At 70.6% G+C, this 21,992-nt stretch carries 21 protein-coding genes and 4 pseudogenes; 12 read left to right on the top strand and 13 right to left on the bottom strand.

From position 1 onward, the window contains the following. Together ACFU7Y_RS16955 and ACFU7Y_RS16950 are read left to right on the top strand one after the other, a co-directional pair. On the top strand, nt 1-549 hold a 549-nt coding region (locus tag ACFU7Y_RS16955), incomplete at its 5' end, for a hypothetical protein (protein ID WP_380768512.1). A 460-nt stretch (nt 550-1,009) separates the two neighbouring features. Next, nucleotides 1,010-1,777 (top strand): annotated as a pseudogene (locus ACFU7Y_RS16950) (IS256 family transposase); the annotation flags it as partial. Here the strand turns inward: ACFU7Y_RS16950 and ACFU7Y_RS16945 are convergent. The 4 genes and pseudogenes from ACFU7Y_RS16945 to ACFU7Y_RS16930 all read right to left on the bottom strand — a co-directional run. Then, a pseudogene (locus tag ACFU7Y_RS16945) lies at nt 1,763-2,146 on the bottom strand (transposase); the annotation flags it as partial. The pseudogenes ACFU7Y_RS16950 and ACFU7Y_RS16945 sit on opposite strands and share 15 nt — an antisense overlap. A gap of 105 nt (nt 2,147-2,251) precedes the next feature. Beyond that, complete coding sequence (locus tag ACFU7Y_RS16940; RefSeq protein WP_380768510.1) at nt 2,252-2,704, bottom strand: hypothetical protein; 453 nt, start codon at nt 2,702-2,704, stop codon at nt 2,252-2,254. 59 nt (nt 2,705-2,763) lie between these two features. Then, complete coding sequence (locus ACFU7Y_RS16935; RefSeq protein ID WP_308020173.1) at nt 2,764-3,432, bottom strand: response regulator transcription factor; 669 nt, start codon at nt 3,430-3,432, stop codon at nt 2,764-2,766. A gap of 33 nt (nt 3,433-3,465) precedes the next feature. After that, entirely contained in the window at nt 3,466-4,476 is a 1,011-nt protein-coding gene (locus ACFU7Y_RS16930) for a histidine kinase (protein ID WP_380768508.1), read from the bottom strand. A 305-nt stretch (nt 4,477-4,781) separates the two neighbouring features. On the opposite strand from ACFU7Y_RS16930, the gene ACFU7Y_RS16925 reads away from it, so the two are divergent. From ACFU7Y_RS16925 to dacB, 4 genes are all read left to right on the top strand, one after another. Then, entirely contained in the window at nt 4,782-5,522 is a 741-nt protein-coding gene (locus ACFU7Y_RS16925) for an ABC transporter ATP-binding protein (RefSeq protein ID WP_079136449.1), read from the top strand. Then, nucleotides 5,519-6,859, top strand: a complete 1,341-nt coding sequence (locus ACFU7Y_RS16920) for an FtsX-like permease family protein (RefSeq protein ID WP_224277999.1) — start codon at nt 5,519-5,521, stop codon at nt 6,857-6,859. Before ACFU7Y_RS16925 ends, ACFU7Y_RS16920 begins: the two co-directional genes overlap by 4 nt. Before the next feature lie 52 nt (nt 6,860-6,911). Next, complete coding sequence (locus tag ACFU7Y_RS16915) at nt 6,912-7,679, top strand: DUF4097 family beta strand repeat-containing protein (RefSeq protein ID WP_380768505.1); 768 nt, start codon at nt 6,912-6,914, stop codon at nt 7,677-7,679. 64 nt (nt 7,680-7,743) lie between these two features. Continuing rightward, the gene (gene dacB / locus ACFU7Y_RS16910) at nt 7,744-9,390 is read left to right on the top strand and encodes a D-alanyl-D-alanine carboxypeptidase/D-alanyl-D-alanine-endopeptidase (RefSeq protein ID WP_380768503.1); all 1,647 of its coding nucleotides are present in this window, start codon (nt 7,744-7,746) and stop codon (nt 9,388-9,390) included. 168 nt (nt 9,391-9,558) lie between these two features. Here dacB and ACFU7Y_RS16905 read toward each other — a convergent pair. From ACFU7Y_RS16905 to ACFU7Y_RS16895, 3 genes and pseudogenes are all read right to left on the bottom strand, one after another. Beyond that, nucleotides 9,559-9,792 (bottom strand): annotated as a pseudogene (locus ACFU7Y_RS16905) (IS30 family transposase); the annotation flags it as partial. A gap of 107 nt (nt 9,793-9,899) precedes the next feature. Next, nucleotides 9,900-10,058 (bottom strand): hypothetical protein, encoded by a 159-nt coding sequence (locus tag ACFU7Y_RS16900; RefSeq protein WP_380768515.1) that lies wholly within the window; start codon nt 10,056-10,058, stop codon nt 9,900-9,902. A 625-nt stretch (nt 10,059-10,683) separates the two neighbouring features. Next, complete coding sequence (locus tag ACFU7Y_RS16895) at nt 10,684-11,256, bottom strand: hypothetical protein (RefSeq protein ID WP_380768501.1); 573 nt, start codon at nt 11,254-11,256, stop codon at nt 10,684-10,686. A gap of 213 nt (nt 11,257-11,469) precedes the next feature. Here ACFU7Y_RS16895 and ACFU7Y_RS16890 point away from each other — a divergent pair, with 213 nt between their 5' ends. Continuing rightward, the gene (locus tag ACFU7Y_RS16890) at nt 11,470-11,658 is read left to right on the top strand and encodes a hypothetical protein (protein ID WP_224277993.1); all 189 of its coding nucleotides are present in this window, start codon (nt 11,470-11,472) and stop codon (nt 11,656-11,658) included. 7 nt (nt 11,659-11,665) lie between these two features. Here ACFU7Y_RS16890 and ACFU7Y_RS16885 read toward each other — a convergent pair whose 3' ends face one another. Beyond that, nucleotides 11,666-12,142 carry a hypothetical protein gene (locus ACFU7Y_RS16885; RefSeq protein ID WP_224277991.1) on the bottom strand — a complete coding sequence of 159 codons (477 nt, stop codon included), beginning with the start codon at nt 12,140-12,142 and terminating at the stop codon, nt 11,666-11,668. Nucleotides 12,143-12,459: 317 nt separating this feature from the next. Between ACFU7Y_RS16885 and ACFU7Y_RS16880 the strand changes: the two genes are divergently transcribed. Beyond that, entirely contained in the window at nt 12,460-12,801 is a 342-nt protein-coding gene (locus ACFU7Y_RS16880) for a hypothetical protein (RefSeq protein ID WP_224277989.1), read from the top strand. Nucleotides 12,802-13,316: 515 nt separating this feature from the next. Here the strand turns inward: ACFU7Y_RS16880 and ACFU7Y_RS16875 are convergent. Further along, nucleotides 13,317-13,586, bottom strand: a complete 270-nt coding sequence (locus tag ACFU7Y_RS16875; protein ID WP_224277987.1) for a hypothetical protein — start codon at nt 13,584-13,586, stop codon at nt 13,317-13,319. A 384-nt stretch (nt 13,587-13,970) separates the two neighbouring features. Between ACFU7Y_RS16875 and ACFU7Y_RS16870 the strand changes: the two genes are divergently transcribed. Then, entirely contained in the window at nt 13,971-14,957 is a 987-nt protein-coding gene (locus ACFU7Y_RS16870) for a helix-turn-helix transcriptional regulator (RefSeq protein WP_224277985.1), read from the top strand. 44 nt (nt 14,958-15,001) lie between these two features. Here ACFU7Y_RS16870 and ACFU7Y_RS16865 read toward each other — a convergent pair whose 3' ends face one another. From ACFU7Y_RS16865 to ACFU7Y_RS16855, 3 genes are all read right to left on the bottom strand, one after another. Beyond that, a complete protein-coding gene (locus tag ACFU7Y_RS16865) occupies nt 15,002-16,300 on the bottom strand; it encodes an MAB_1171c family putative transporter (protein ID WP_380768498.1) in 1,299 nt (432 codons plus the stop codon). Next, nucleotides 16,282-16,806, bottom strand: a complete 525-nt coding sequence (locus ACFU7Y_RS16860; RefSeq protein WP_224277969.1) for a hypothetical protein — start codon at nt 16,804-16,806, stop codon at nt 16,282-16,284. Before ACFU7Y_RS16860 ends, ACFU7Y_RS16865 begins: the two co-directional genes overlap by 19 nt. A gap of 128 nt (nt 16,807-16,934) precedes the next feature. Continuing rightward, nucleotides 16,935-17,456: a hypothetical protein gene (locus ACFU7Y_RS16855; protein ID WP_224277967.1), complete on the bottom strand. Its 522-nt coding sequence runs from the start codon at nt 17,454-17,456 to the stop codon at nt 16,935-16,937. A gap of 677 nt (nt 17,457-18,133) precedes the next feature. Between ACFU7Y_RS16855 and ACFU7Y_RS16850 the strand changes: the two genes are divergently transcribed. Together ACFU7Y_RS16850 and ACFU7Y_RS16845 are read left to right on the top strand one after the other, a co-directional pair. Next, nucleotides 18,134-19,609 carry a CHAP domain-containing protein gene (locus ACFU7Y_RS16850; RefSeq protein ID WP_224277965.1) on the top strand — a complete coding sequence of 492 codons (1,476 nt, stop codon included), beginning with the start codon at nt 18,134-18,136 and terminating at the stop codon, nt 19,607-19,609. A gap of 212 nt (nt 19,610-19,821) precedes the next feature. Beyond that, nucleotides 19,822-21,285, top strand: coding sequence for a hypothetical protein (locus ACFU7Y_RS16845; RefSeq protein WP_224277963.1), 1,464 nt, complete (start codon nt 19,822-19,824; stop codon nt 21,283-21,285). 342 nt (nt 21,286-21,627) lie between these two features. Here ACFU7Y_RS16845 and ACFU7Y_RS16840 read toward each other — a convergent pair. Then, a pseudogene (locus ACFU7Y_RS16840) lies at nt 21,628-21,798 on the bottom strand (IS630 family transposase); the annotation flags it as partial. A 102-nt stretch (nt 21,799-21,900) separates the two neighbouring features. Between ACFU7Y_RS16840 and ACFU7Y_RS16835 the strand changes: the two are divergent. Further along, nucleotides 21,901-21,992, top strand: a 92-nt coding sequence (locus tag ACFU7Y_RS16835) for a transposase (protein WP_380768513.1), incomplete at its 3' end; no start/stop codon positions are given.

The raw sequence follows: 21,992 nt of genomic DNA, 5'->3' as shown, positions 1-21,992 counted from the left end.
CTGATGGCGGGCAAGGGGTTGTTCGGCCGGGTGCGGGAAGCGCTGTTCCCCTCCCGGAAGGCACCGGTGCAGTCCACGACACAGGCCGGCCAGGTGCGGGACCGCAAGTACGGCGGGAACACCAAGGCCATGGCCGCGGCCTACGGCGTCTCGCCGCGTACGGTGCAGCGCTGGATCGACGGTACCCGCCACCCAACCAAGCACATCGACCAGCTGCAGCGCGAGGCAGTCGAGGTGCAGACCACCGAGCGCGGCCGGGAGCGCAAGGCCAAGCAGCTCGCGCAGCGCGGCACGGTCTCCGGGATCGGGGCCCGGGTCGGTCGCACCGTGACGTTCGAGATCCGCGGCTCGGACGCGGTCCGGGCCCGCGACATCCACCTGAACCTGACGGGCGAGCAGGCCGCAGCCCTGGCCGTCGCCGAGGACGAGGACGAGGTGCGCGCCGTGATCGGCCAGGCCCTCGCGGACTACTTCAACGGCGGCGCCGGCTACGGCGGGTTCGGGCCGGACGACTTCGACTTCGACCCCAACGACTTCGACCTGAGCTGACCCACCACAGCGGCGAACGGATAGACCGCCCACAGCGCAGCGGGGGCCCCGCGCTACGGCGCGGGGGCTGAATCAGGAGCTGCTGCGTCGGGTCGAGTTCTCCTGCGGCGGCCCAAAGCTCTCGGGCCGTCTGGTTGAAGATGCATTCACTGTCCGGAAGTACCTGGACGACCAGCGGCAGCGTCTGCGAGACCCACTTTTCATTACGGGCCTCACGCCGCCCCAAGCTCCGGAGACAATCCCGGTACTCGTTGCGAATGATCTCGAAGACGTACGGGCGCTGGCTGAGCCCGTTGCCGTCCGGGAGCAATGCTGGGACCTGGGTTGCGTCCAGGGAAGTGGTGTACGGGTTCCACCTGATCCAGGGGTTTCGTCCCGGTAGTGGGTGTCGCCTGAGAACGTAAGACGGCCACCGGCTGATTCTTCGAGAACGACCAAGCTCTTGAAGGAGATCCGCACGATGACCGCACCGGACAGTCTGCCCTTCGCCGCCCTGCTGGAGGAGAACCTGGCTCGGCGAGTCCGGACTTGTTGCGCGCGATGGTGAAGGCCTTCGCCGAGGCGATGATGTCCGCCGACATCGACCAGGCCTGTGGCGGCAAGTACGGCCGGCCCGGCGAAGACCGCGTCAACTCCCGCAACGGATACCGGCACCGGGACTGGGACACTCCCCCAGCCTTCGGCCGGGGGTACCCCCAGCGTCGGCACGATCGACCTGGCGATCCCGCGCGTCCGTTCCGGCTCGTACTTCCCCGGCTGGCTGCTGGAACGCCGGCGCCGCTCCGAGCAGGCTCTGATCAGCGTCGTGGCGACCTGCTACCTGCTCGGCGTGTCGACCCGGCGGGTCGAGAAGCTCGCCGAGAGCCTCGGTGTCACCCAGCTGTCCAAGTCCCAGGTGTCGCAGATGGCGGGGCACTTGGACGATCGGGTGGCCGAGTTCCGCAACCGGCCCCTCGACCAGGGTCCCTACACGTTCGTCTGGGTCGACGCGCTCACCCGGAAGGTCCGCGAGGGCGGCCGGGTGGTGAACGTCCACGCCCTGGTCGCGGTCGGCGTCAACGCCGACGGGCACCGCGAGATCCTCGGCATCGACATCGCCGCCAGCGAGGACGGGGCCGGCTGGACCGCATTCCTGCGCTCCCTGGTCGCCCGCGGACTGAGCGGGGTCAAGCTCGTCGTCTCCGACGCCCACGCCGGCCTCGTGGACGCGATCGGCGGCGTGCCCGGCCTCGGCGGCGTAGACGAGAAAGACAGCCACCTGGGAGTTCTCGATCCGGCCTGCGATGCCCGTGTACTGGCGCTGTACCCCGACGGTCGTGGCTCCCTTCTTCAGGTCCCCGGTCTCGTCCACGACCAACACGGCGTTCTCGTCGCGGAGATGGTCGACCACGAAGCTCCGCACGTCGTCGCGGACTCGGTCAGCGTCCCAGGACGCTCGGCTGAGCAGATGCCGCATGCCGGCAGGACTTGCGTCACCGGCATGCTCGGCGATCGTCCAGCAGTTCTTCCGAGGGAGGTCGGCAAGCAGGCCGAGCACGAACGCCCGCGCCCGGCGACGCGGCTCCACTCGGGCGAACCGGCCCGCCACCTTGGCCATCAGGCCCTCGAATGCCTCCTGCCAAACAGCAGGCACTACGCTGGCGTCCGAGGCGGCCGCGTGATCATTGGTTGTCCACACAACACCTAATGATCAACGGAGGCCTCACCTGCTCGGACTCCACCGGAACCAGTAGCCCATCCCGCTGACCCGGTAGCGACCGCCGGCATCGAACCGCATCTCACCCACGAGCCGACGCGCGTCGTCCGGCGCCTGACGGTGGGGTGCAAGCAGTGCGTTCAGTTCGTCGTAGCGGGCGTCGATCCCGCCGTGGCCCGGATGGCTCTCAGGCCCGACCGTCCCTGCCTCATGGCACTCGTTCCACCTAACGAAGATCGCCCACTGCTCGCGCTCCAACTCCACCACAGCCGCGCTTGTGGGCCAGACGCGGTACTCGTCGGCCTCGTCGCCGAGGTACTGGTCATAGCCGTGGAAGTAGTGGGGCTTGCCGTCGATGTCAGCGAGGCCGGAACGAGGCCCGTCGTACCACTCCAACTCGACGTACACACGCTCGAAGCCGTCCGCGATCAACTGCTCTTCGTCCCAGGTCTCAGCCACATGGGCAGGCTACCGGCGAGCCACCCGCCCATCCATGATCACGATCTACGGCTGGAGTACTAGTTGTATTCGAACCAGGTCAGGATGGCCTTCACCCGGCGGTTGTCCTCGCCGGAGGGCATGCCGAGTTTCAGGAAGACGTTCCCCACGTGTTTGGCCACGGCGGCGCCCGAGAGGAACAGCTCTGCCGCGATCTCCGCGTTGGAGCGGCCTTCGGCCATGAGAGCGAGCACCTCCTGTTCGCGGGCCGTGAGCCGGGCGAGCGGGCCCCGCGGCGGGTCAGCGCGGGTGACGTGGCGGACCACCTCGGGGTCGATCACCACTCCGCCGCCGGAGACCGTCTCGACGGCCCGCAGGAAGTCCGCCACTCTGCCCACCTTCTCCTTGAGCAGGTAGCCGACGGCCCCGTCGGCGCCCGGGCCGTTCAGGAGTTCGCGCACGTACGGGCCCGTGACGTAGGCGGAGAGGACCAGTACCGGCAGGTCCTGGTGCCGCGACCGAATGTCGATCGCAGCCCGGAGTCCGTCGTCGGTGTTCCCGGGCGGCATGCGGACATCCGTGATCACCAGGTCGGGGGCGGCTCCGGCGGCGGTGAGGTCGTCGACAGCGGCGACCAGTTCGTCGGCGTCCTCGCATTCGCGGATCACGTCGTGGGCACTGGAAACCAGGATCTCCCGGATTCCGGCGCGTATCAGCAGACTGTCGTCCGCCAGAATGATTCTCACAATCGATTTCCCATCGTTTTTCCCTGTCGAATTCCGTCACCACGGGGGTTGGGCCGGGGCGGATGCCACGACCTCCGTTCCGCCGCCCGGCGGGCTGATGATTTCGAGGTTCCCACCGACGCTTCGCATCCGCTCACGCAGCCCGGAGAGCCCGGATCCGGTGCTGATCCGCGCGCCGCCGGCGCCGTCGTCGTCCACCCGGACGCGGACGCCGCTCTCGGTGCACCGCATCTCGATCCGGGCGCTCCCGACGCCCGCGTGCTTGGCGATGTTCGTCAGGGCCTCGGAGACCGTGAAGTACACGGCCGTGGCGATCGGCGAGGAGAGCCAGGCGTCCGTACCGGTGCTGGTCAGTTCGACCTGCAACGGTGATCTGGCCACCAGTTCCCGGACGGCGGCGATGAGACCGAGATCGCTCAGTTCGCTGGGGTGGATGTCGCGCACCGTCTCCCTCAGCCGTTCGAGCGCGCGCTCCGCCTGGGCCTGGGCCTGGCGGGCCAGCTGGACGATCCGTTCCTGGTCGGTGGCCGTCGCTGTGGCTTCCAGGATTCCCAGGCGCATGACGAGGGCGACGAGTTCCTGCTGGGCGCCGTCGTGCAGGTCACGCTCGATGCGCCGGCGCTCGTTCTCGAAGGCCGCCGTCAGCGAGGCCCGGCTGGCGCGGAGTTCGTCCAGTTTCGCGAGCAGGTCGGGGTTCCGGCTCCCCGAGAAGGCCCGCAGGAGCAGGTCGCGGAGCAGGGAGATGCCGGCCAGCGCGCCCACGGTGACCGCACAGAGGGCGATTCCCGCGGGCACCGCCACGAGGGTTTCCCACAGGGCGGCCGGGGTGAACGGGCCGACTTTCGCGGCGATGCCGAAACCCCAGAAGACGGGGGAGAAAACCAGCGCCAGAGCGCCGAAGAATCCGAAGAAGCCCACCAACAGCGAGAGCGCGGACAGGAGCGCGGCGGTGACGAACACGGGGAGGTCGGTCCTCCACACCGACCGTGCCCGCAGCCGACCGGCCACCCACTGCGGCCAGCTGCGGTCGGCGGGTCGCAGCGGCATCGTCCGGACTCCGCACCACTGCGCCCTGGAGCGGTCCAGTTCGGCCACCACCGGAACCGAGACCGGCGCAGCGAGAACGGAAATCAGGAGAATCGGAAAGGCGGCCGCTGCGACGAATTCGGTCAGCAGCCTCCGGGCAACACGAATCTGCGCCATGATCAACATTTTCGCACAGTTCGGATCGGTCGGGCGGTAGATCCAAGTCTACCCCAATAGCAGTGCAGGCACCCGTGCACTCCACTGCCAGGCCCTGCTTTCCTTGATTCATGCCATTTTCCACTACCGCTCCCGTGCCGTGCATTCGTTTGCGCGGCCTTCGGACGGAATTCCCCATTCCCGGCCGCCGGGGCGAGACGACGCGCGTTCTGCACGACATCGACCTGGAGATTCCCGAAGGCCGGCTGACCGCCGTCGTCGGCCCCTCCGGTTCGGGCAAGTCGACGCTCCTGCTCTGCACGGCCGGGCTGGAGCGGGCGACCGCGGGGTCCGTCGAGATCCTCGGGACGGACGTCCGCTCACTCAGCCCCCGCAAGCAGGCCGCGTTCCGCAGCGAGAACATCGGCTTCGTCTTCCAGGAGTACAACCTCGTCAGCTCGCTGACGGTCGAGGACAACATCGCCCTCCCGGCGCGGCTCGCCGGCCGCCGGGTGCCCAGGGCGCGGGTCGAGGACGCCATGGCGCGGCTCGGCATCGCCAAGCACGCGCGGCGACGCCCCGACCGCCTCTCCGGTGGCGAGCGCCAGCGCGTCGCGGTGGCCCGGGTGGTGGCGAACCAGCCGCGAATCGTCTTCGCCGACGAGCCGACGGGTGCGCTCGACCTCAAGTCGGGGCATGTGGTGCTCGACTGGCTGCAGGCGCTTCCCGCGCAGGGGAGCACGGTGCTCATGGTCACCCACGACCCTCATGCGGCCGCGCGGGCCGATCAGGTCGTGGTGATGGGGTCCGGGCGGGTACACGCCGTCATCCCCGGTGGCGACTCCCGCGCGGTGGGCGACGCCGTCCTCGCGGCGCAGTCGGCGGACGAGGCGGGCGGGGAGGAGTCGTGATCCGGCTCGTGCTGTCGGACATCCGCCTGCAGGCGTCGATGTGGTGGTGGACGCTCCTGTGCGCCACGGTCGGCGCGGCGTGCTCGGCGGGCTCGGCCATCGCGATGTTCACCGCCGTCTCGGCGGCGCGGGCGGCGGGTGACGCGCGGATGGTCTCCGCGTCGATCGCCCTCGGCGGCAACATCGTCTTCTTCACCGTGCTCGCCGCCGTGGGCATCGTCGCCTCCGCGGTCGGTCTGACGCTGACGACCCAGCGGCGCGAGCACGCCCTGTGGGTGATCCTCGGGATTCCGCGCCACCGGGTCAGGTTCATCCTGCGGACGGAGCTGGTGGTGCTGGGCGCGGTGGCCGGCGCGCTGGCCGCACCGCTCGCCCTGCTGGTCGCGGGTGTCGCCCTCGCGCAGTGGAAGGGGACGGGTCTCGAACTGCACGGGGCCTCGGTCGGGTTCCGGTTCTGGTACGTCGGCGTGAGCGTGCTGTTCGGACTGGTCCCGTGCCTGCTCGGGGGCTGGGGCGTCACCCGGCGGGCCGCCAGGACGCCGGAGATGCGCGCCTTCCGGGACTTCTCCGATCCCCCGGCGCGGCCGGGCGTCGCCCGCGGTGGCCTCGCCCTGTGCCTGCTTGCCGGTGTGGTCGGGATGTGGGTCCCCGGCCTGGGCCTCGAACTCAAGGGCGGGCTCGCCCAGCGGACGGCCTTCGCGTTCGCCGGGAACCTCTTCCTCGTCTGCCTGCTGCTGCTGATGGGGCCGTGGGTGCTCACCCCGCTGATGAAGCTCTGGACGGCGCTGGTGCCCTCGCGCGGCGTCGCCTGGCACCTTGCCGTGCAGTCGTGCCGGGCCCGCGCGACGAGGAGCGTCACCACGGTGCTGCCCTTCGCGCTCTCCCTGTCGTTCGTCGGCCTCTTCATGGTGATGGGGAAGGTCATGCCCGGAGGCAGCGCCGGGCTGGACAACATCCTGGTCGTGCTGGGCTGGGTTTTCGTCGTGTCCTGGGTCGGGGGCCTCGCCGTAATCGCCCTCGTCGGGCGGGAGCGCGCCCGTGACTCCGCCGTCGTGACGGTGGCCGGTGCGCGGCCGGGCGTGGTCACCCGGTCGATGGTCTACGAGGGGGCGATCTACGCGGGGACGGCGATCGTCTTCGGCGCGCTGTTCGTCGCCGTGTCGAGTCTCACCATCGCCCTGGGAGCCCGGATCGACGTCGTCCGGGTCCTGGCGGGCCTCCCCTGGGCCACGCTCGGGGCGCTCGCCGCCGGGACGCTGGTCACCACCTGCCTCGCGCTGGTCCTGCAGGCGGCCCGGGTGTCGCGCACGGTCGCGGTCCGGGCGCTGCGCTCGTGAACCGGGGTGCGGGAATCCACACCGCCATGTTCGTTGACGAAGGAAGAATTCGATGGAACTGACCACGCGCACGCTTCTCGCCTTCGGCGGAGCCGCGCTCCTCGGCCTCGCCGCCACGGCCTGCACCACGGACGGCGCATCGGCCGACGCGACCGTGGAATCGAAGTCCTTCGACTTCGCCGGCGGCAGCCTGACCGTCAAGTCCGGTTCCGCCGACCTCGCGCTGGTGGCCGCCGACATCGAGGGCGTTCAGGTGGAACGACGGGTCAGCGGCAGGAAGGTTGGCGGGGAGGTGGGGTCCGGCTGGCAGCTCGAAGGGGGCACGCTCACACTCTCGCTGGACTGCACGGGGATCTCGGTGGACTGCAGCGCGAAGTACACCGTGAAGGTGCCGCGCGCCGTCGCCGTCACCGCCGAGAGCGGCAAGGGGCGCATCGAGGCCACCGGCTTCACCGCGGACTTCTCGGCCAGTACCGCCGGCGGCGACGTCCGGTTGTCGGACCTTCACGGAGCCAAGCTGGCCCTGGAAGGCGGCGACGGAAGCATCGAGGGCGACGGGATCTCCGCCCGGTCCGTCAGCGTCACGTCGCGGAACGGCAACGTCGACCTGGGCCTGGCCGCCGTACCCGACCTGGTCGACGTGCAGAGCAGGGACGGCAACGTCGAGCTGGGCCTGCCGGAATCGAAGTACGCGGTCCGCACGGCCGCGAAGAAGGGCGACGTCACCGTGAACGTCGCGAAGGACGACGCGAGCGGCCATTCCGTGGCCGTCAGGACCCGCAACGGCAGCATCGCCATCGGCAAGGGCGGGAAGTCCTAGCCGCCGCGCAGCAACCAGGCCGGAAGCGTTCGATCGAGCGCGAAAGTCGAACAGGAAAGAACGAATGTCAAGCAACTCCCTCTCCGGAATCAGGACACCTCGGGTACGGCGGCGTGCAGCCCTGGCGCTCGCCGCTTCGATGACGGCTGCCGTGGCGATGACGGCGTGCTCCCACGACTCCACGGACAACTCAGCCTCTCCGGCACCGGGTGCTACACGGGTAAGCGCCGACCTGCAGAAGCTCATGAGTACCGCGCCGTGGTCGTCGGGCCAGTGGGGCCTGCAGGTCGCCGATCTGCAGACGGGGAAGGTCGTCCAATCCAAGGGCGCCGATTCTCAGTTCATGACCGGTTCGACGGCCAAGACCTTCGCGGTCAGTGCTGCGCTCGATGTCCTGGGTGACGACCATCGCTTCCGTACGCCCGTGGTGCATTCGGGTACGGTCTCCGCGGACGGGCGGCTCTCCGGCGATCTCATCCTGGTCGGGAGCGGCGATCTGGCACTCGGTGGGCGGACCACCGCGTCAGGCGGACTGGACGTCCCCGACTTCGACCACTATGACGCCAACGCCGTACCCGGCATGGCGACCATCACCGAAGAGGATCCGCTGGCGGGTGTCAACGAGCTGGCTCGACAGGTTGCGGCCAGTGGAGTCCGCCATGTCGACGGCGACGTGGTGATCGACAACCGACTCTGGGACCCGGTGTCGATCGGCGGGGTGCCGGTCACTCCGACCATCGTCAACGACAACCTGATCGACGTGCTCATCACGCCGGGCGCACCCGGCGAGCCGGCCAAGGTCGACTGGCGCCCGAAGACGGCCGCCTTCGGCGTCGACGCGCAGGTGACGACCACGCCCGCCGGAAGCAAGCCGACGGTGACGACCGAAAGCGTGAGTCCTGGTCACATTCGGGTGCGAGGTTCCGTGCCCGCGGACGTGAAGGCTCCCTTCGTGACGACCTACCAGGTTCCCGACCCGGCGGCGTTCGCCCGCACCGTCCTCATCGAGGCACTCGCCAGAAACGGCGTCAGCGTATCCGCCCCCTCGCTGGGAGCGAACCCCGACAGCAAGCTTCCTCCGTCGGCGGAAGTGAGCTCGCTGCCCGTATCGGCGACCTACACTTCTCCGCCCTTCAAGGAGTACGCAAAGCTGATCAACAAGGTCAGCCACAACCTCGGGGCGAACCTTCTGCCGCCGCTGATGGCAGCACACAACGGGCAACGAACCTATGCGGACGGCATGAAGATCGAGAAGGAGTTCCTCGTTCGCTCAGGTGTGGATCCGAATTCAGTGAGCCTCGTCGATGCCCAGGGCCTCCCCGGCGACAAGGCGACGCCGACTGCCCAGGTGGCGCTGCTGCGGCACCTGGCACGACAGGACGACTTCGACGTCTTCTACGACTCCATGCCGAGCATCGGCGTCGATGGTTCGCTTGCCGACGTCATCGAGCGCACCGATCCCGCCGCAGGACACATCCGTGCGAAGACCGGCACCCTGGTCAGTTCCTACCAGGGCAAGCTGGCTCTCGGCACGAAGGCACTCGCAGGCTATATCGATGCGAAGGACGGCCGCCGCTACGCCTTCGCGATCTACGTGAACAACATTCCGGTGCCCAGTGACTCCGTGAGCGATGCCATCGACCTCGCGCTCAAGGCCAACAAGCAACTGGGAGCGATGGCCGCCACCATCTACAAGTCGCCCAAGGCGTGATGGGCAGCCCGAGCAGGTGATCGATTCAGCAGCTGGAGACGGATGCCGAAGGCCGGCCGCTTCCATGCCACGCGGCTCGAATCAGGATCGGATGTGGGCCTCAACCGCGCATGACGGTCCGCTGTCGCAGGCGAATCCGAGGGATCGCCGCAACACGTGGTCAGCTGGTCAGGCCGCGAGCAGTGTAGCCAGGCGCTCGGCTGGGGTCTCCCAGCCGAGCGTCTTGCGTGGGCGGCTGTTGAGTTCGGCGGCGACCTCGTCCAGCTCCTCGCGGGTGTGCCTGGACAGGTCGGTACCTTTGGGAAAGTACTGGCGGAGCGGGCAGTCGGTGTTCTCGTTGGAGCCTCGTTGCCATGGGCTGGCCGGGTGGCAGAAGTAGACCGGGACGCCGGCCGCGGTGGATCTCGGTCGGGGTGGCGGGCATGGTGGTGCCTCCGGCGCGTCAGGTGCCGGGCGGGAGGGTGAAGTCGGAGACGGGCGGAAGGTCACGCAGCACCTCGACAACGTGGTCAACTGCCGTGGCCCGCACACCTGGTGCGGAATTCGGCGTCGCGGGCGTTCAGTTCGACCACCAGCGCGGCCAGCGCCGGATCGTCCGGCGTGCGGTCCGCCTCCATCCGCAGCACCGCGACGCACTCGCGTGCCACCTGCGGCCACTGCGCGTACAGCGCGCGGCTGGGGTTTCGCTGGTTGGTTGAGAAGGTTTCGGGTTGGGGCGGGGCCGGGCGGGTCGGCTCTGGCGGGTGTTTGATGTTGCTGGCGGAGAAGCCGATGGGCGCTGGGCTGGTGGTTTCGCGGATGTGGTGAGGGAGTTGCTGTTCCCTCGAGACGCTTTCTGGGTGTGGCGGGTTTGGTGGGAGCCCGGTAGGTGGCTCTCACGGGGGTGTCCACCCTGCGGGGCTGTTGATCCCTGGGCGCGTCCGGCGAAGGCCGGCAGCTCGGACCCGCGCCACGCGGCCGCGCCCCGGCCCGGCGCCCTCGTTGAACCGCCCGTGAGGCCCTCCTCGTCCCGCCGGGCCCTCGTCCCGGCGCTGCCCGCGCCCCGGTCCCCAGCAGCGCCCAAAGGGCCGCCAGCAGCCGCCCGGACCCGCCCCCGCCACCGTCCCCCGGACCCACCGGCCCACCCAGACACCCCCCGCCTGGCCACGGTCCGCCGAGCAGGCCACCGACGCTATCGGCACGCTGCGCCACGTACGCGCCCCATCCTCAAAGGCACGCTCCACCTCCGAAGCCGGCACCCCGGCGTACCGCCTCGGCCAAGCCAACCGCGTGAAGACGGCCGTTTTCGATAGATCAATTGATCCACTGGTCGAAAGCAAAGGTCATGGCGGTACGAACCAGTTGTTGCTGTACCTCTTCCGACAAGCCGCCGTTGCCCCCAGACACCGTCGGGACGGGTTGGATGAACCAGCACGGGTCTCCGCCGGGCAGCGCGGCGAAGCCATCAAAACGGAGATCACCAGCAATCCATACGACGCCCCGGCCATCCGTCATCCCCCGCCAGACCTGATCCGGTACCTCACCCCGGAAAGCCGCCGCCACAGCACCGTCCGGGGCGAGCAGCAGGAGCCGCTTGCTCGTCTCACCCGGAACCTGTTCCATCCGGCACGGCCACACCTGCCAGGGATGGGCTCCCAGTATCTCCCGCCAGGGCTGTGGTCTCCTGAGGCCGGCCCAGGTCCCCAGCCGTGCGATCCCATATGCAAAGAGGCCGGCCGCAAGACCCGCCGGGAACATCCCCGCAGGCGAGTTGTCTATCAGCCACCCCAGCGCACCGCACACCCCGACAAACCAGCCGATCTGCCCTGGTGACTTGCGGAGTGCCGCCACCCGCTGCTCAACGGCTTGCTCCAGACGCTGCTGCACCTCGGGAGTCATTTCAGCCGCGGACCGCGGTGACACCCGGTATCCGTACTCCCTCGCCAGCATCCCCGACCCCCCACATTGCCCGCCCTGCAGAACCGCTATGAAACCGTCCCCATCCCGCCGGCACAACACCGTCCGGCCGCGCATCGAGCGACCAGACGGTGACGGCCGTGATGACCGCCGCTGCCACCGGCCACTGGCTGCCAGAGTTCGGTGGAGCACAGCCTGCCCCGGTACCACGGGACCAGCGCCGCCGGCTGGATCGCCCTCCTCTACCAGCCGGACGGCGCCAGCCTCCTCGTCGACACCCTCTCCCACCCCAAGACCCACCCCACCGCGGACCTGGCGCTGGACGCCATCCTGCGCGCCCACCAGATCGGGCCGCAGACCTCCGCCCGCTGATCAGACCTCACCAGAGCGCAGGGCCACCGTGGTGGTGACGGGCAACCGCTTCCAGCAGCGCCTGCCGCGCGCCCCACAGCCGGCCCTGCTCGGCGGCCAGGGCGCCGGCCGGCCGCCCGAGCGCGGCCTTCTCCAGCGCCTCCTCCAACGCGGTGCCGGCCTGTTTCCAGTCCTCCAGCTGCCGGATCAGGCTCCGCACGAAGACATCGACGGCCCGGCCCGGGTCCTGCCCGTCCTGGCGGGCCTCCTGGGCCACCTCGCCGAGGACGTCCTCGTCCAGGTCCTCGAACGCCGCCTCCCACCGCGCGGCCACCAACTGCTGATGGCCGACCAGCACGCTCTGCAGCTCGTCGTCGACCGACTCCTGCGACCAGGGAAGCGGGGACCGCGGCGCCCGGCCCACGACGGCGAAGGCCCGGCCGGCGACGCCCGGCCCCAACCCGGTGCCGCTGCGCCGAGGGCGGGGCGAGGAAATGCTGCTCACCCCCGCTCCAACGCCGACGGCCCCGGACTCGTCACCCCGGGCCGCCAACCCGGCGGCGCGAGGCCGGCCGACCCGACGTGCCCAAGGCCCGCCCGGCGAGGCGAAAGAGCCCGCCGCAGATCCCCGGGTGTCTCCCCCGGGGCCGTCCTCGGGTGCTGCCCCGGGGTAAAGCGTTGACTGGCCTTTCAGCGCATGGTGACCCTGTACGACGCCCTCACTCCGAACGAAAGCCCAGACCCCAGCCCCGATCCCCTAGCTTGCTGTCCTGGGAGTGCATGGCCACCAGGGCCCTGCGACGACTCAGGGCGGTTGGCCATATGAATCAGAAGACCGCGGGTGCAGCCGGGTGCCTGCTCGCCGGCCTCGGCGCAATGGCTGGGCTGCTGGTGTGGGCGCCACGGGCCGCGTTCAGCATTGATGGCGGGTTCGAGGGCCATGCCCGCGATCTGAGCGTGCTCTTCGTCGATCTGCCGCTCATACTGCTCGGTGGCACGATGGTTCCGCTCTTCACCTGGACGCTGATCACGCGACGGACGGGGCGTCCCTGGATCACGGTGCTCACGACCCTGACTGCACTCGCTCTCGGAGTGTGGGGGCTCATCGAGTGGTACACGCCGCGCCAGCACCCAGACCCCGGTTACACCGGTCCCGGGCTTTGATCCCGGAGCCTTCGACCTCCTTCTGCCAACGGGCGAGGTCGTTGCACGCAGGCGGTCAGAGCCGCCGGGTCGCCGGGCAGACCGGTGCGAACGGGTGCACTGCGGAAGCTGAACGAGGAACTCGCGCTCCCCAGGGGCGTGCAGAGGACGAGGACTGCTCCTCGTTCCCGGCGTCCTCGATGCGCAACAGCGCCCGACACGTCGACGGCCTTCTCGTCCTCCACCGCGGGCGCCGCGGCGGCGGGCCGCGGCTTCGGCTGATGCATGATCAACTCCTTCGGGGCCGGACACTGGAATGCGGCGGTCGGCCGGCCGGCCGCCGGCGGGAGGACCGCGCGCCGCCCGGTCGCCCCCGCAAGGACCGCGGTGCTCGGGGTGAAGGGTGGCGATTTCAGTCGCAGTCGTGCGGTGGCCGGTCGGCTGGCACGGTGCGGGCCCGCGCGGGCGGGCGACGGTGCCGCACGCGTGGGCCCGCGGTGCTGCGGCAACGCCGTAGTCCGGTGCGGGGTCCCGGATCAGAGGGGGTCCAGGGCGAGGCTGTGCCGGGAGAGCGGGTTGCGGGCCCGCTGCATCAGGGCTCGGGTCCGGTCCAGGGCGGTTGACGCGGAGTCGGAGCGAAGGAACACATAGAGGTCCAGCCCTTCGTCGGACAGGAGAACGGTGAGGTGCTCGATCCCGTCCGAAGGCAGGGCGTGAGCCCAGATCAGGTCCTCGACGACTGCGGCGACCGTGGATGCGGGAGGGCTGTTCTGCAGGCTCCTGAGGCGTGCGACCACGACCTGCATGCGGCTCAGGCCCGTCCGATCGTCGGGGGTGCCGCGGGTGGGGAGGCCGGTGCCGCGACGGCCGGGGGTCGGGGTCCCGAGGTGACGACGGGGCGCGTGGGGGGAGGGCGGAGCACGACTGCCTCCTGGGGGAGTGGGGGCCGGAGCAGGTCCGGAGTGGGGTCCGGAGTGGGGGCGGCCGACTGGGAGCCGACGCGACGGGGAGCGGATTCTCTCCTTCCGATCTCCCGATGGTTCGTCATCCTGATGCTTCGGTCGGGCCGAAGGAACGGGCACGGGCTGGCATCAATGGGACGGGCCGGTTGGTGCCATCGACCCGATTGGCGATTATGATCGTCAGCGGCGGGGGAGCCGTGACAGCGAACTGGGAGCTCGGGGGAACACGTGCTGGACGTTTTCGGCCTGGACACGCAGACGGAGCGCGTCTACCGGCAGATGTTGGAGGGGAACCCCGGCGGCGTCGCCGAACTCGCGAGGCGGACCGGCACCACGGAGCCGAGAGTGAGGGAGGCGCTCGACCGGCTGGTCGAACTGGGACTCCTGGCACCGTCCCGGGAGACGGTCGGCGGTCTGCGCGCCGTCAGTCTCGAAGTCGGGTTGGAACAACTGGTGCGTCGACAGGAGGAGGAACTGGCCAGGCGCCATCACGAGCTGGCGGCCAGGAAGGCGGCTGCGGCCCGCGCCATCGCCGAGTACGCGACCCTGCGTCCCGACAGCGAGCAGGAAGGCAATGAGCGTCTGCTGGGACTCGACGCCGTTCATGCTCGGTTGGAGGTCCTCACCGGGCGGCTCAGTGAGGAATGCCTGTCGATCATCCCGGGCGGTGCCCGGCCCGAGGTGAGTCTGGAGGCCTCCCGTCCCCTCGACGAACAGGCCCTGGGCCGACAGGTGCGGATGCGTGTCGTCTATCAGGAGAGTGTCCGCAACGACCCGGCGACCTTCGCGTACGCACAGCGGACCACCGAGCGCGGTGGCGAGGTCCGTACGAGTCCCGTGCTGCCCGCCCGGCTCCTGATCTTCGACCGGACCACGGCCCTCGTCCCGATCGACCCGGAGAACCCCCGGATCGGTGCCCTGTGCACCAGCTCCCCCGGCATGGTGGCAACGCTCGTCGCGCTCTTCGAGCAGACCTGGGAGGCGGCGGTCCCGCTGGGCGCGGCCTGGGACCGGGGACCCGAGGACGGGGTCAGTCAGGGGGAGCGCGAACTGCTCAGGCTGCTGGCGTCGGGCCTGACCGACGAGGTCGTCGGCAGACGCCTGGGGGTGTCGATGCGTACGGTGCGCCGGCACATGGCGGCGCTGATGGAGCGTCTGGAGGCGGCCAGCAGGTTCGAGGCGGGTCTGAAGGCGGCTCAGCGCGGTTGGCTGTGAGCCGGGCGGTCACAGCCGTTCGTGGATCCGGATCCGCGCGTGGATCACACCCCGGAGCGGTCCCGACCCGGTAGCCGCTCCTCCGCGGGCTCCCCGTCCGGGGCGAGCGCGCGGTAGGCGTTCGCGACGGCGAGCAACCTGGCGACCTCCTCGCGCGGCGAGCGCCCTCCGGCTTCGGCCCGGAGGATCGCGGGCGGGGCGGGGACGGGGAGGTTCCGGGCCCGGTGCCGCAGGGCCGTACGCAACCAGCGGGCTTCGACGCGGGCCAGGTCCTCGTCCCGGTCGCCGTCCGCGTCAGGCCGGCCCGCCGCAGGCCCGTGCGGGACGGGCATGCCGTCGAGCGGGAGCGGCGCCGCTTCGTGCGGGACCCGCTCTGCTCCGCCCGGGACGACCTCGGTGCCGTCGCGCAGGATCAGCGCCGCGTCGCGCAGCGCGAACGCGCGGTGGGTGAGGTCGACGGAGCGATCGCCGAGGGTCGCCAGGTCGCGCAGCCGACCGCGTGGGGTGCCGAGCGCCACCTGCGGCACGGCCGCGGTGACGTCCGCCCAGAGCGGATGGGTCCGCCACAGCACGTACTGGTCGCGCACCCAACCGGCGAAGGAACCCGCCAGCGGCAGGGCCAGGCCGATCGCGAACAGGATGATCATGACGGCGGGCAGCAGTTCGCAGATCGTGTCGGTGAGAGGGACCGGGGTCCCGTCGGCGTCGAGCTGGGTGGCGTCCCCGCTGGTCAGCACGAAGTAGACGCGGTACAGCGTGTAGACCACGCCGGTGGCGCCGGCCGCCGCCAGGCAGGTGACCCCGGCCCGGACGGTGCCGCGGGGAACGCGCGCCCGGTTGGACCAGAAGAGAACCGTCGCCTGCGCCGTCGCGACCGCGAAGACCGTGTTGAAGACCCCCAGATAGAGCTCGACCCCGGGATCCCCGTAGTGTGCGTCGATCCCGAACGCGCCGTCGTAGTCGTGGGGGAGGACGAGGAAGAACAGCAGGGTGAGAACACCGGCGGCGGCCCCGGCGAACAGCAGCCGCACCCTCGCGGCGCCGGGCGGCTGCGGCCGACCGCGGACTGCCTGGACGTACTCCAGCAGGAAGTACGCGGCCGCCACCCCGGCGAGGTGCTTGACCAGCAAGGTCACGTCACGGACGCCGGTCAGGTCTGCGAGCGCGGTCTCGACGGCGGCCGGGCGCACGCTGACCCCGACCGCGATCGCGGCGAAGCTGCCCCAGAGCGAGCGGTTCGCCTTGCCGGCGAAGGCGGAGCGGGCCCTCCAGAGCACCACGCCCCAGGTGAGTGCGGGCAACAGCCAGGTGAACAGCGGGCGCATCAGGGGCTCTTCCTCCACCAGTGGGTGCGTGTCGCTCCCCGCAGGCTCTCGATCAGTCGGCCGGGTACGGCACCCGGCTCGGTCTCCGCTCCGAGCAGGCCGGACAACAGCAGCGCGATCATCTCCGCCTCCTGCTCCTCGGCCGTCTCGTAGCTGGTCCGCCCGGCGCCGAACACCTCGGCGATCAGTTCCGGGGCCAGGTCCGGCAAGAACGCCGCCAACCGGGACAACTCCAGGGAACCGCGGTGCCCGCACAGAACGTGGCCGAGCTCGTGAAGCTTGATCAGGTCCTGATGGGCTGGACTGGTGCGCTCCTCGTAGTAGACGAGGTCGACGCCGGGCAGCGCGATCCAGAGGCCGCAGGGCAGGTCGGTGCCCTGCGCGGGCATGGGCTCCAGGAGGATCGGACGCTGCCGGAGGTCCTCCAAGGAGTTCCGGAATCCGTCCACGGTGAAGGGAACGGGCAGGGACAGGTCGGTGAGCCGCCGCTCGCAGCGCCGGCGCAGGCCGGGAGGGAACGCCACGGGGTAGGTAGTCCTTCCGGACGCGGGGGGACAGAGGGGGGATGGGCGCGGGGTGCCGGGAGGCGGGAAGGACACCGCTTCCGCAGCCCCGGCCGTCGGGCGTCCGGGACGGCGTCCGCAGGCTCGGCTCAGTCGTCCTCGCTGGATCCCTTGCCGCGTTCCGCGCCGCGTTCCTCGACCTGCCGGAGGTTGTCGGCGAGGGCCAGGAGCACGTTCAGGCTGCCGTTGGAGAGCGCTGAGGCCCGCTGGAGGAGGTTGATGACCCCGTCGTTCCCCAGGGCCCGGCGCAGCTCGCCGATCTTCTCCAACTGGTCCAGCTGCTCGTCCACCACGGCGGCCTTGACATCGTCCAGGAAGTAGCTCGCGCCGGCGCTGATGCCGAACCCCCGACCCAGCCAGTCGAGTGTCTCGACCGTGGGGTTGGAGGCCTGGCCCTTCTGATTCAGACCGAGGTGCAGATTGCGGACGGTGTCCCGCGAGATGACGTCCCGCCCCGCCAACTGGTTGATCCGGTCGGCGATCTCCCGGTACGCCGGCGGCCGCCCACCGCACCTGGCCGCTTCCCGGGCCATGAGCTTCTCCAGTCGGCGGGCGATGCCGGCGGCGCGGCCGGACGGCTGATCAGGTCCGCCGGTCACTTCTGCCTTCACTTCGGCCCCCTCCTCGAATCCCGTCACGATACCCGACGCCGGTCCACGTCCGCCCACGGACGGTCGGCGCCCGTGGAACACGCCCGGGCGGGTTCGGTCCCACTGATGACCCGCGCGGACACACCCACGTCGACGCGGATCGGGGCCGCCTGACACAGAGGCCGCCAGCCACGGTTCTCGCCCGCCGCACAGGCCGCCTGCCACGAGCAGCTGCCAGCCGCTCCCGGCCCCGCTGGCAGCAACGTGCCAGGGACGCTTCCGTCCACCCGAACGCTCTTCCGTCCGCCCTGAGCTGCGGCGAAGCTGGTGACCGCCGCCGGGGAACACCGCTTCGGGGGCCGACGGACCGGACGAAGCGTCACCGCGGAACGCGATCCGGATCCACCGCACCGATGCCTTCCCTCGCCCGTGCCCGCGCTCTGCCGAGCGACCACCGATCACTGCCGCCGCCGAGTCCGATCGGGGTGCCGCCACGTCCGGCGTCCCCGCTCGGGAAGGTGGTTCCGCCTTCACCGGGTGACGGGGCGGCCACCGTTCACCACACCCGCCCACCGGAACCCCCGCGTCCCGTTCCACCACCTCGCGAGCCTCTTCCACCGGGGCGCTCGACCGCCCTCGACCCATCGCGACCCGACGTTCCACCGCCGCTCGTCCGCCTGCCGACAGGAGTATTCGTCATGTCCGTGTCCACCGCCCGCCGCCGCGGCGCCGCCCTCGCCCTCGCCACCGCGATCGTGCCGGTCAGCCTGGCCTTCGGCGCAGCCTCGGCCCACGCCAGTGTCGGCTCGAACATCACGGGCATCGCCCTGGCCAACAACTACAAGACCGCCTGCGCGACCAACAGCGCCGGGACCACCGGCTTCTACTCCAGCTGCACCGGCAACGGCGGCCAGCCCGAGAACTGGTGCGCGGACTTCGCCAAGTGGGTGTGGGCGAAGGCCGGTGTCAACGTCTCAGGCCTGACCCCGGCGGCCGCCAGCTTCGCCAAGTACAACGGCGGCCTGCACAGCACCCCCCACGTCGGCGACGCGGTCGTGTTCGATTACAACGGCGTGGCGAACCGGGCCGAACACGTTGCCATCGTCACCGAGGTCGGCAACGGCCAGATCAAGTCGATCGGCGGCAACGAGGGCGGCCAGCGCGGCAACTTCGCCGCGACGTCGCGGGTGCGCCTGGACGGACCGTACAGCTCGGCGCTCGGCTACAGCTCCTACATGGGCCAGTCGATCAGCGGCTACGTCTCCCCGATCGGCGGCACGGACAACACCCCGGCCCCCGCCCCGGCGCCGACCCCGGTGGCCAAGGACGTCACCAACCTGTTCGCGATCGGTTCGGGCGGGAGCGTCTTCAACGCCGGCGGCGACTTCGCGTCCGGTGCCTGGAGCGCCTTCAAGCTGGTCCCCGGCAACAGCGGCATCCAGAAGGTCTCCGCCGTGCAGATCGGCTCCGTCGTCCACCTGTTCGTCATCGGCTCGGACGGCACCGTGTACACCGCCGACGGCGACACGGCCACCGGCTCGTGGAGCGCCTTCCAGCCGGTGCAGGGCAACAGCGGCATCCAGCAGATCACCGCCACCGCCGTCGGCAGCACCGTCCACCTGTTCGCCATCGGCTCGGACGGCACCGTGTACACCGCCGACGGCAACTACGCGACGGGTTCCTGGAGCGCCTTCCAGCCGCTGCAGGGCAACAGCGGCATCAAGAAGATCACCGCCACCTCCGTGGGAAGCACCGTCCACCTGTACGCCGTCGGCTCCGACGAGCGGATCTACACCGCCGACGGCGACTACGCCACCGGCACCTGGAGCACCTTCCAGCCCCTGCAGGGCAACAGCGGCATCCAGGAGATCGCCGCCGTCACCACCGGCACCACGGTGCGCCTGTTCGCCACGGGGTCGGACGGCACCGTGTACACCGCCGACGGCAACTACGCGACCGGCACCTGGAGCACCTTCCAGCCGCTGCAGGGCAACAGCGGCATCAAGAAGATCACCGCCAACGCCGTCGGCAACACCGTCCACCTGTACGCCGTCGGCTCCGACGACCGGATCTACAACGCGAACGGCGACTACGCGACCGGCTCGTGGAGCACCTTCCAGCCCCTGCAGGGCAACAGCGGCATCCAGGAGATCACCGCCACCTCCGCGCTCTGATCCTCGCGGGCGTCCCGTACCGGCGGCCGCCGCCACGGTGACCGGTGCACGACCTCCACGGCCCGGCCCCCGGGGGATCCACCCCGCGGGGCCGGGCCCGAGCCAGGTGCCACCGCACACGCCCGCCCCTGCCTTCCGTGCCGGCCCCGCTGCCCGCACACCGCATTCCGTACCTCGTACTTGGCCCCGAGACCAGGAAGAACCGCACCCTCGTGAGCAAGCAGTTCCGCAAGCTTCTGCCCGCCGCCGCCGCCGTCGCGCTGCTCTCGCCCCTGGCCGTCACGGCCGGCCCCGCCCACGCCGCACTCCAGCCCGACCGCTCCTGCGGGACCGTCACCGACGCCGACAGGTCGGCCGCCACGAGCCTGAACACCGTCCTCACCGGCAAACTCGCCCACGCCATGACCGCCTACCGGTTCTCCTGCGCCCGGGCGATCGTCGCCGCCACCCGCGCCCACGACCTGCCCGACCAGGCCGCCGTCATCGCGGTCACCACCGCGATCGTCGAGTCCGAACTGCGCAACAACCCCAACGTCCTCGACGCGACCAGCGTCGGGCTGTTCCAGCAGCAGACCTGGTGGGGCAGCACCGAGGAGCGCCTGGACCCGGCCTACGCCACCAACGCCTTCCTGGACGGAATGCTGGCGGCCTACCCCAACGGCAGCTGGAAGACCCAGCCGGTGGGCGTCGTGTGCCAGAAGGTCCAGCGCTCCGCCTTCCCCGCTGCCTACCAGCCCCAGGCCGCGGACGCCCAGCGCATCGTCGCCGCGATGACGACCGCGCCGGCTCCCGCCCCCGCGCCCGCCTCCAAGGCACGGGTCAGCACGATCGGCTCCGACGGGGCGCTCTACGCCACCGACGGCGACTACGCCGGCACCGGCTGGTCCGGCAACTGGGCCCCCCAGGGCGGCACCGGCCTCAAGGCCGTGGCGAGCGCGGTCACCGGCAACACCATGCACGTCTTCGCCCTCGGTTCCACCGGTCGCGTCTACACCAAGGACGCCGACTACGACACCGGCCGGTGGACCACCACCTGGCAGGAGGTGCCCGGCGGCGCCGAGGGCGCCGAAGCCGTCAGCGCCACCACCATCGGCAACCGCGTGCACCTGAACATCATCGGCTCCGACCGGTCGCTCCACACCACCGACGCCGACTACGCGGGCACCGGCTGGTCCGGAACCTGGGTCCCCCTCGGCGGCACCGGTCTCAAGGCCCTCGCCAGCACCGTCACCGGCAACACCATGCACGTCTTCGCCCTCGGTTCCACCGGCCGCGTCTACACCATGGACGCCGACTACAGCACCGGGCGCTGGAGCGACTCCTGGCAGGAGGTCCCCGGCGGCGCCGCCGATGCCAAGGCCATCACCGCCGCCGCCACCGGCAACCGCGTGCACCTGAACATCATCGGCTCCGACCGCTCCCTCTACACCACCGACGGCGACTACGCCGGCACCGGCTGGTCCGGCAACTGGGCCCCCCAGGGCGGCACCGGCCTCAGGGAAAGGGTGGCGAGCGCGGTCACCGGCAACACCGTGCACGTGTACGTCCTCGGTTCCACCGGTCGCGTCTACACCAAGGACGCCGACTACAGCACCGGCCAGTGGACCACCACCTGGCAGGAGGTCCCCGGCGGCGCCGACGACGCCGACGCGATCACCGCGAGCACCACCCGCTGACACCCGCCCGCCGAGGCCCTGCTTCGCAGCGCGCGAACCGGGAGGCGGCCGGCCGGGGGAACAGTGTGCCCCTTCCCCCGGCCGTCGCAGCACGCGCTGACGTCCGCCCACCCCGGTCCCACCCCGGTCCCTCCCCGGCGGCGGCGCCCCGCGGCACCGCCGCGGGGCGTACCCGGGCGGCGGAACTTCCCGACGCGTTCGACCCGGTTGCGGGTGCGGAGCTTGTGGTCGGTCCACGAACTCCTACTGATGGGACGACAGGTACTCCTCGCTGCTGTGCGGCCGGCAGTGACTGCCCGGGTCGCTAGTGCTGTGACCGCATACGTTCGCCGGGTTGCTGGATCACGCGGCGAGGAGGGGTCTGCCGCCCCATCGGATGCCCTTCTCGCTGCGGACGCGGGCGCGCTCGCGGCGTTGGGCGGCCAGGACGTCGGGGTGGCGGGCGTTGGTGTTGCGCCAGCGCAGGTAGGCGTGCAGCGCGCGGGTCTGGACCGTGTGGTTGGGGTGGTTTGAGAGGACGTTAAGTCCCCTTTCTCTCGGTTCGTGATCGCTCGTTCGTGTGAACGTCGGCCGTACTGGCGTGCCAGTCGGGGCCCGGGTGATGTTCTGCGGCTCATGGACAGACGGGCGTACCCGAGTGACTTATCGGATGAGCAGTGGGCGTTGATCGAGCCGATGATCACGGCCTGGAAGCAGGGCAGGGTGGC

The sequence above is a fragment of the Kitasatospora sp. NPDC057542 genome, from assembly GCF_042801945.1.
In the GTDB taxonomy this organism is placed as follows: domain Bacteria; phylum Actinomycetota; class Actinomycetes; order Streptomycetales; family Streptomycetaceae; genus Kitasatospora.
The sequence above is the reverse complement of the archived record's forward strand: the minus strand, read 5'-3'. Positions and strand labels throughout refer to the sequence as shown.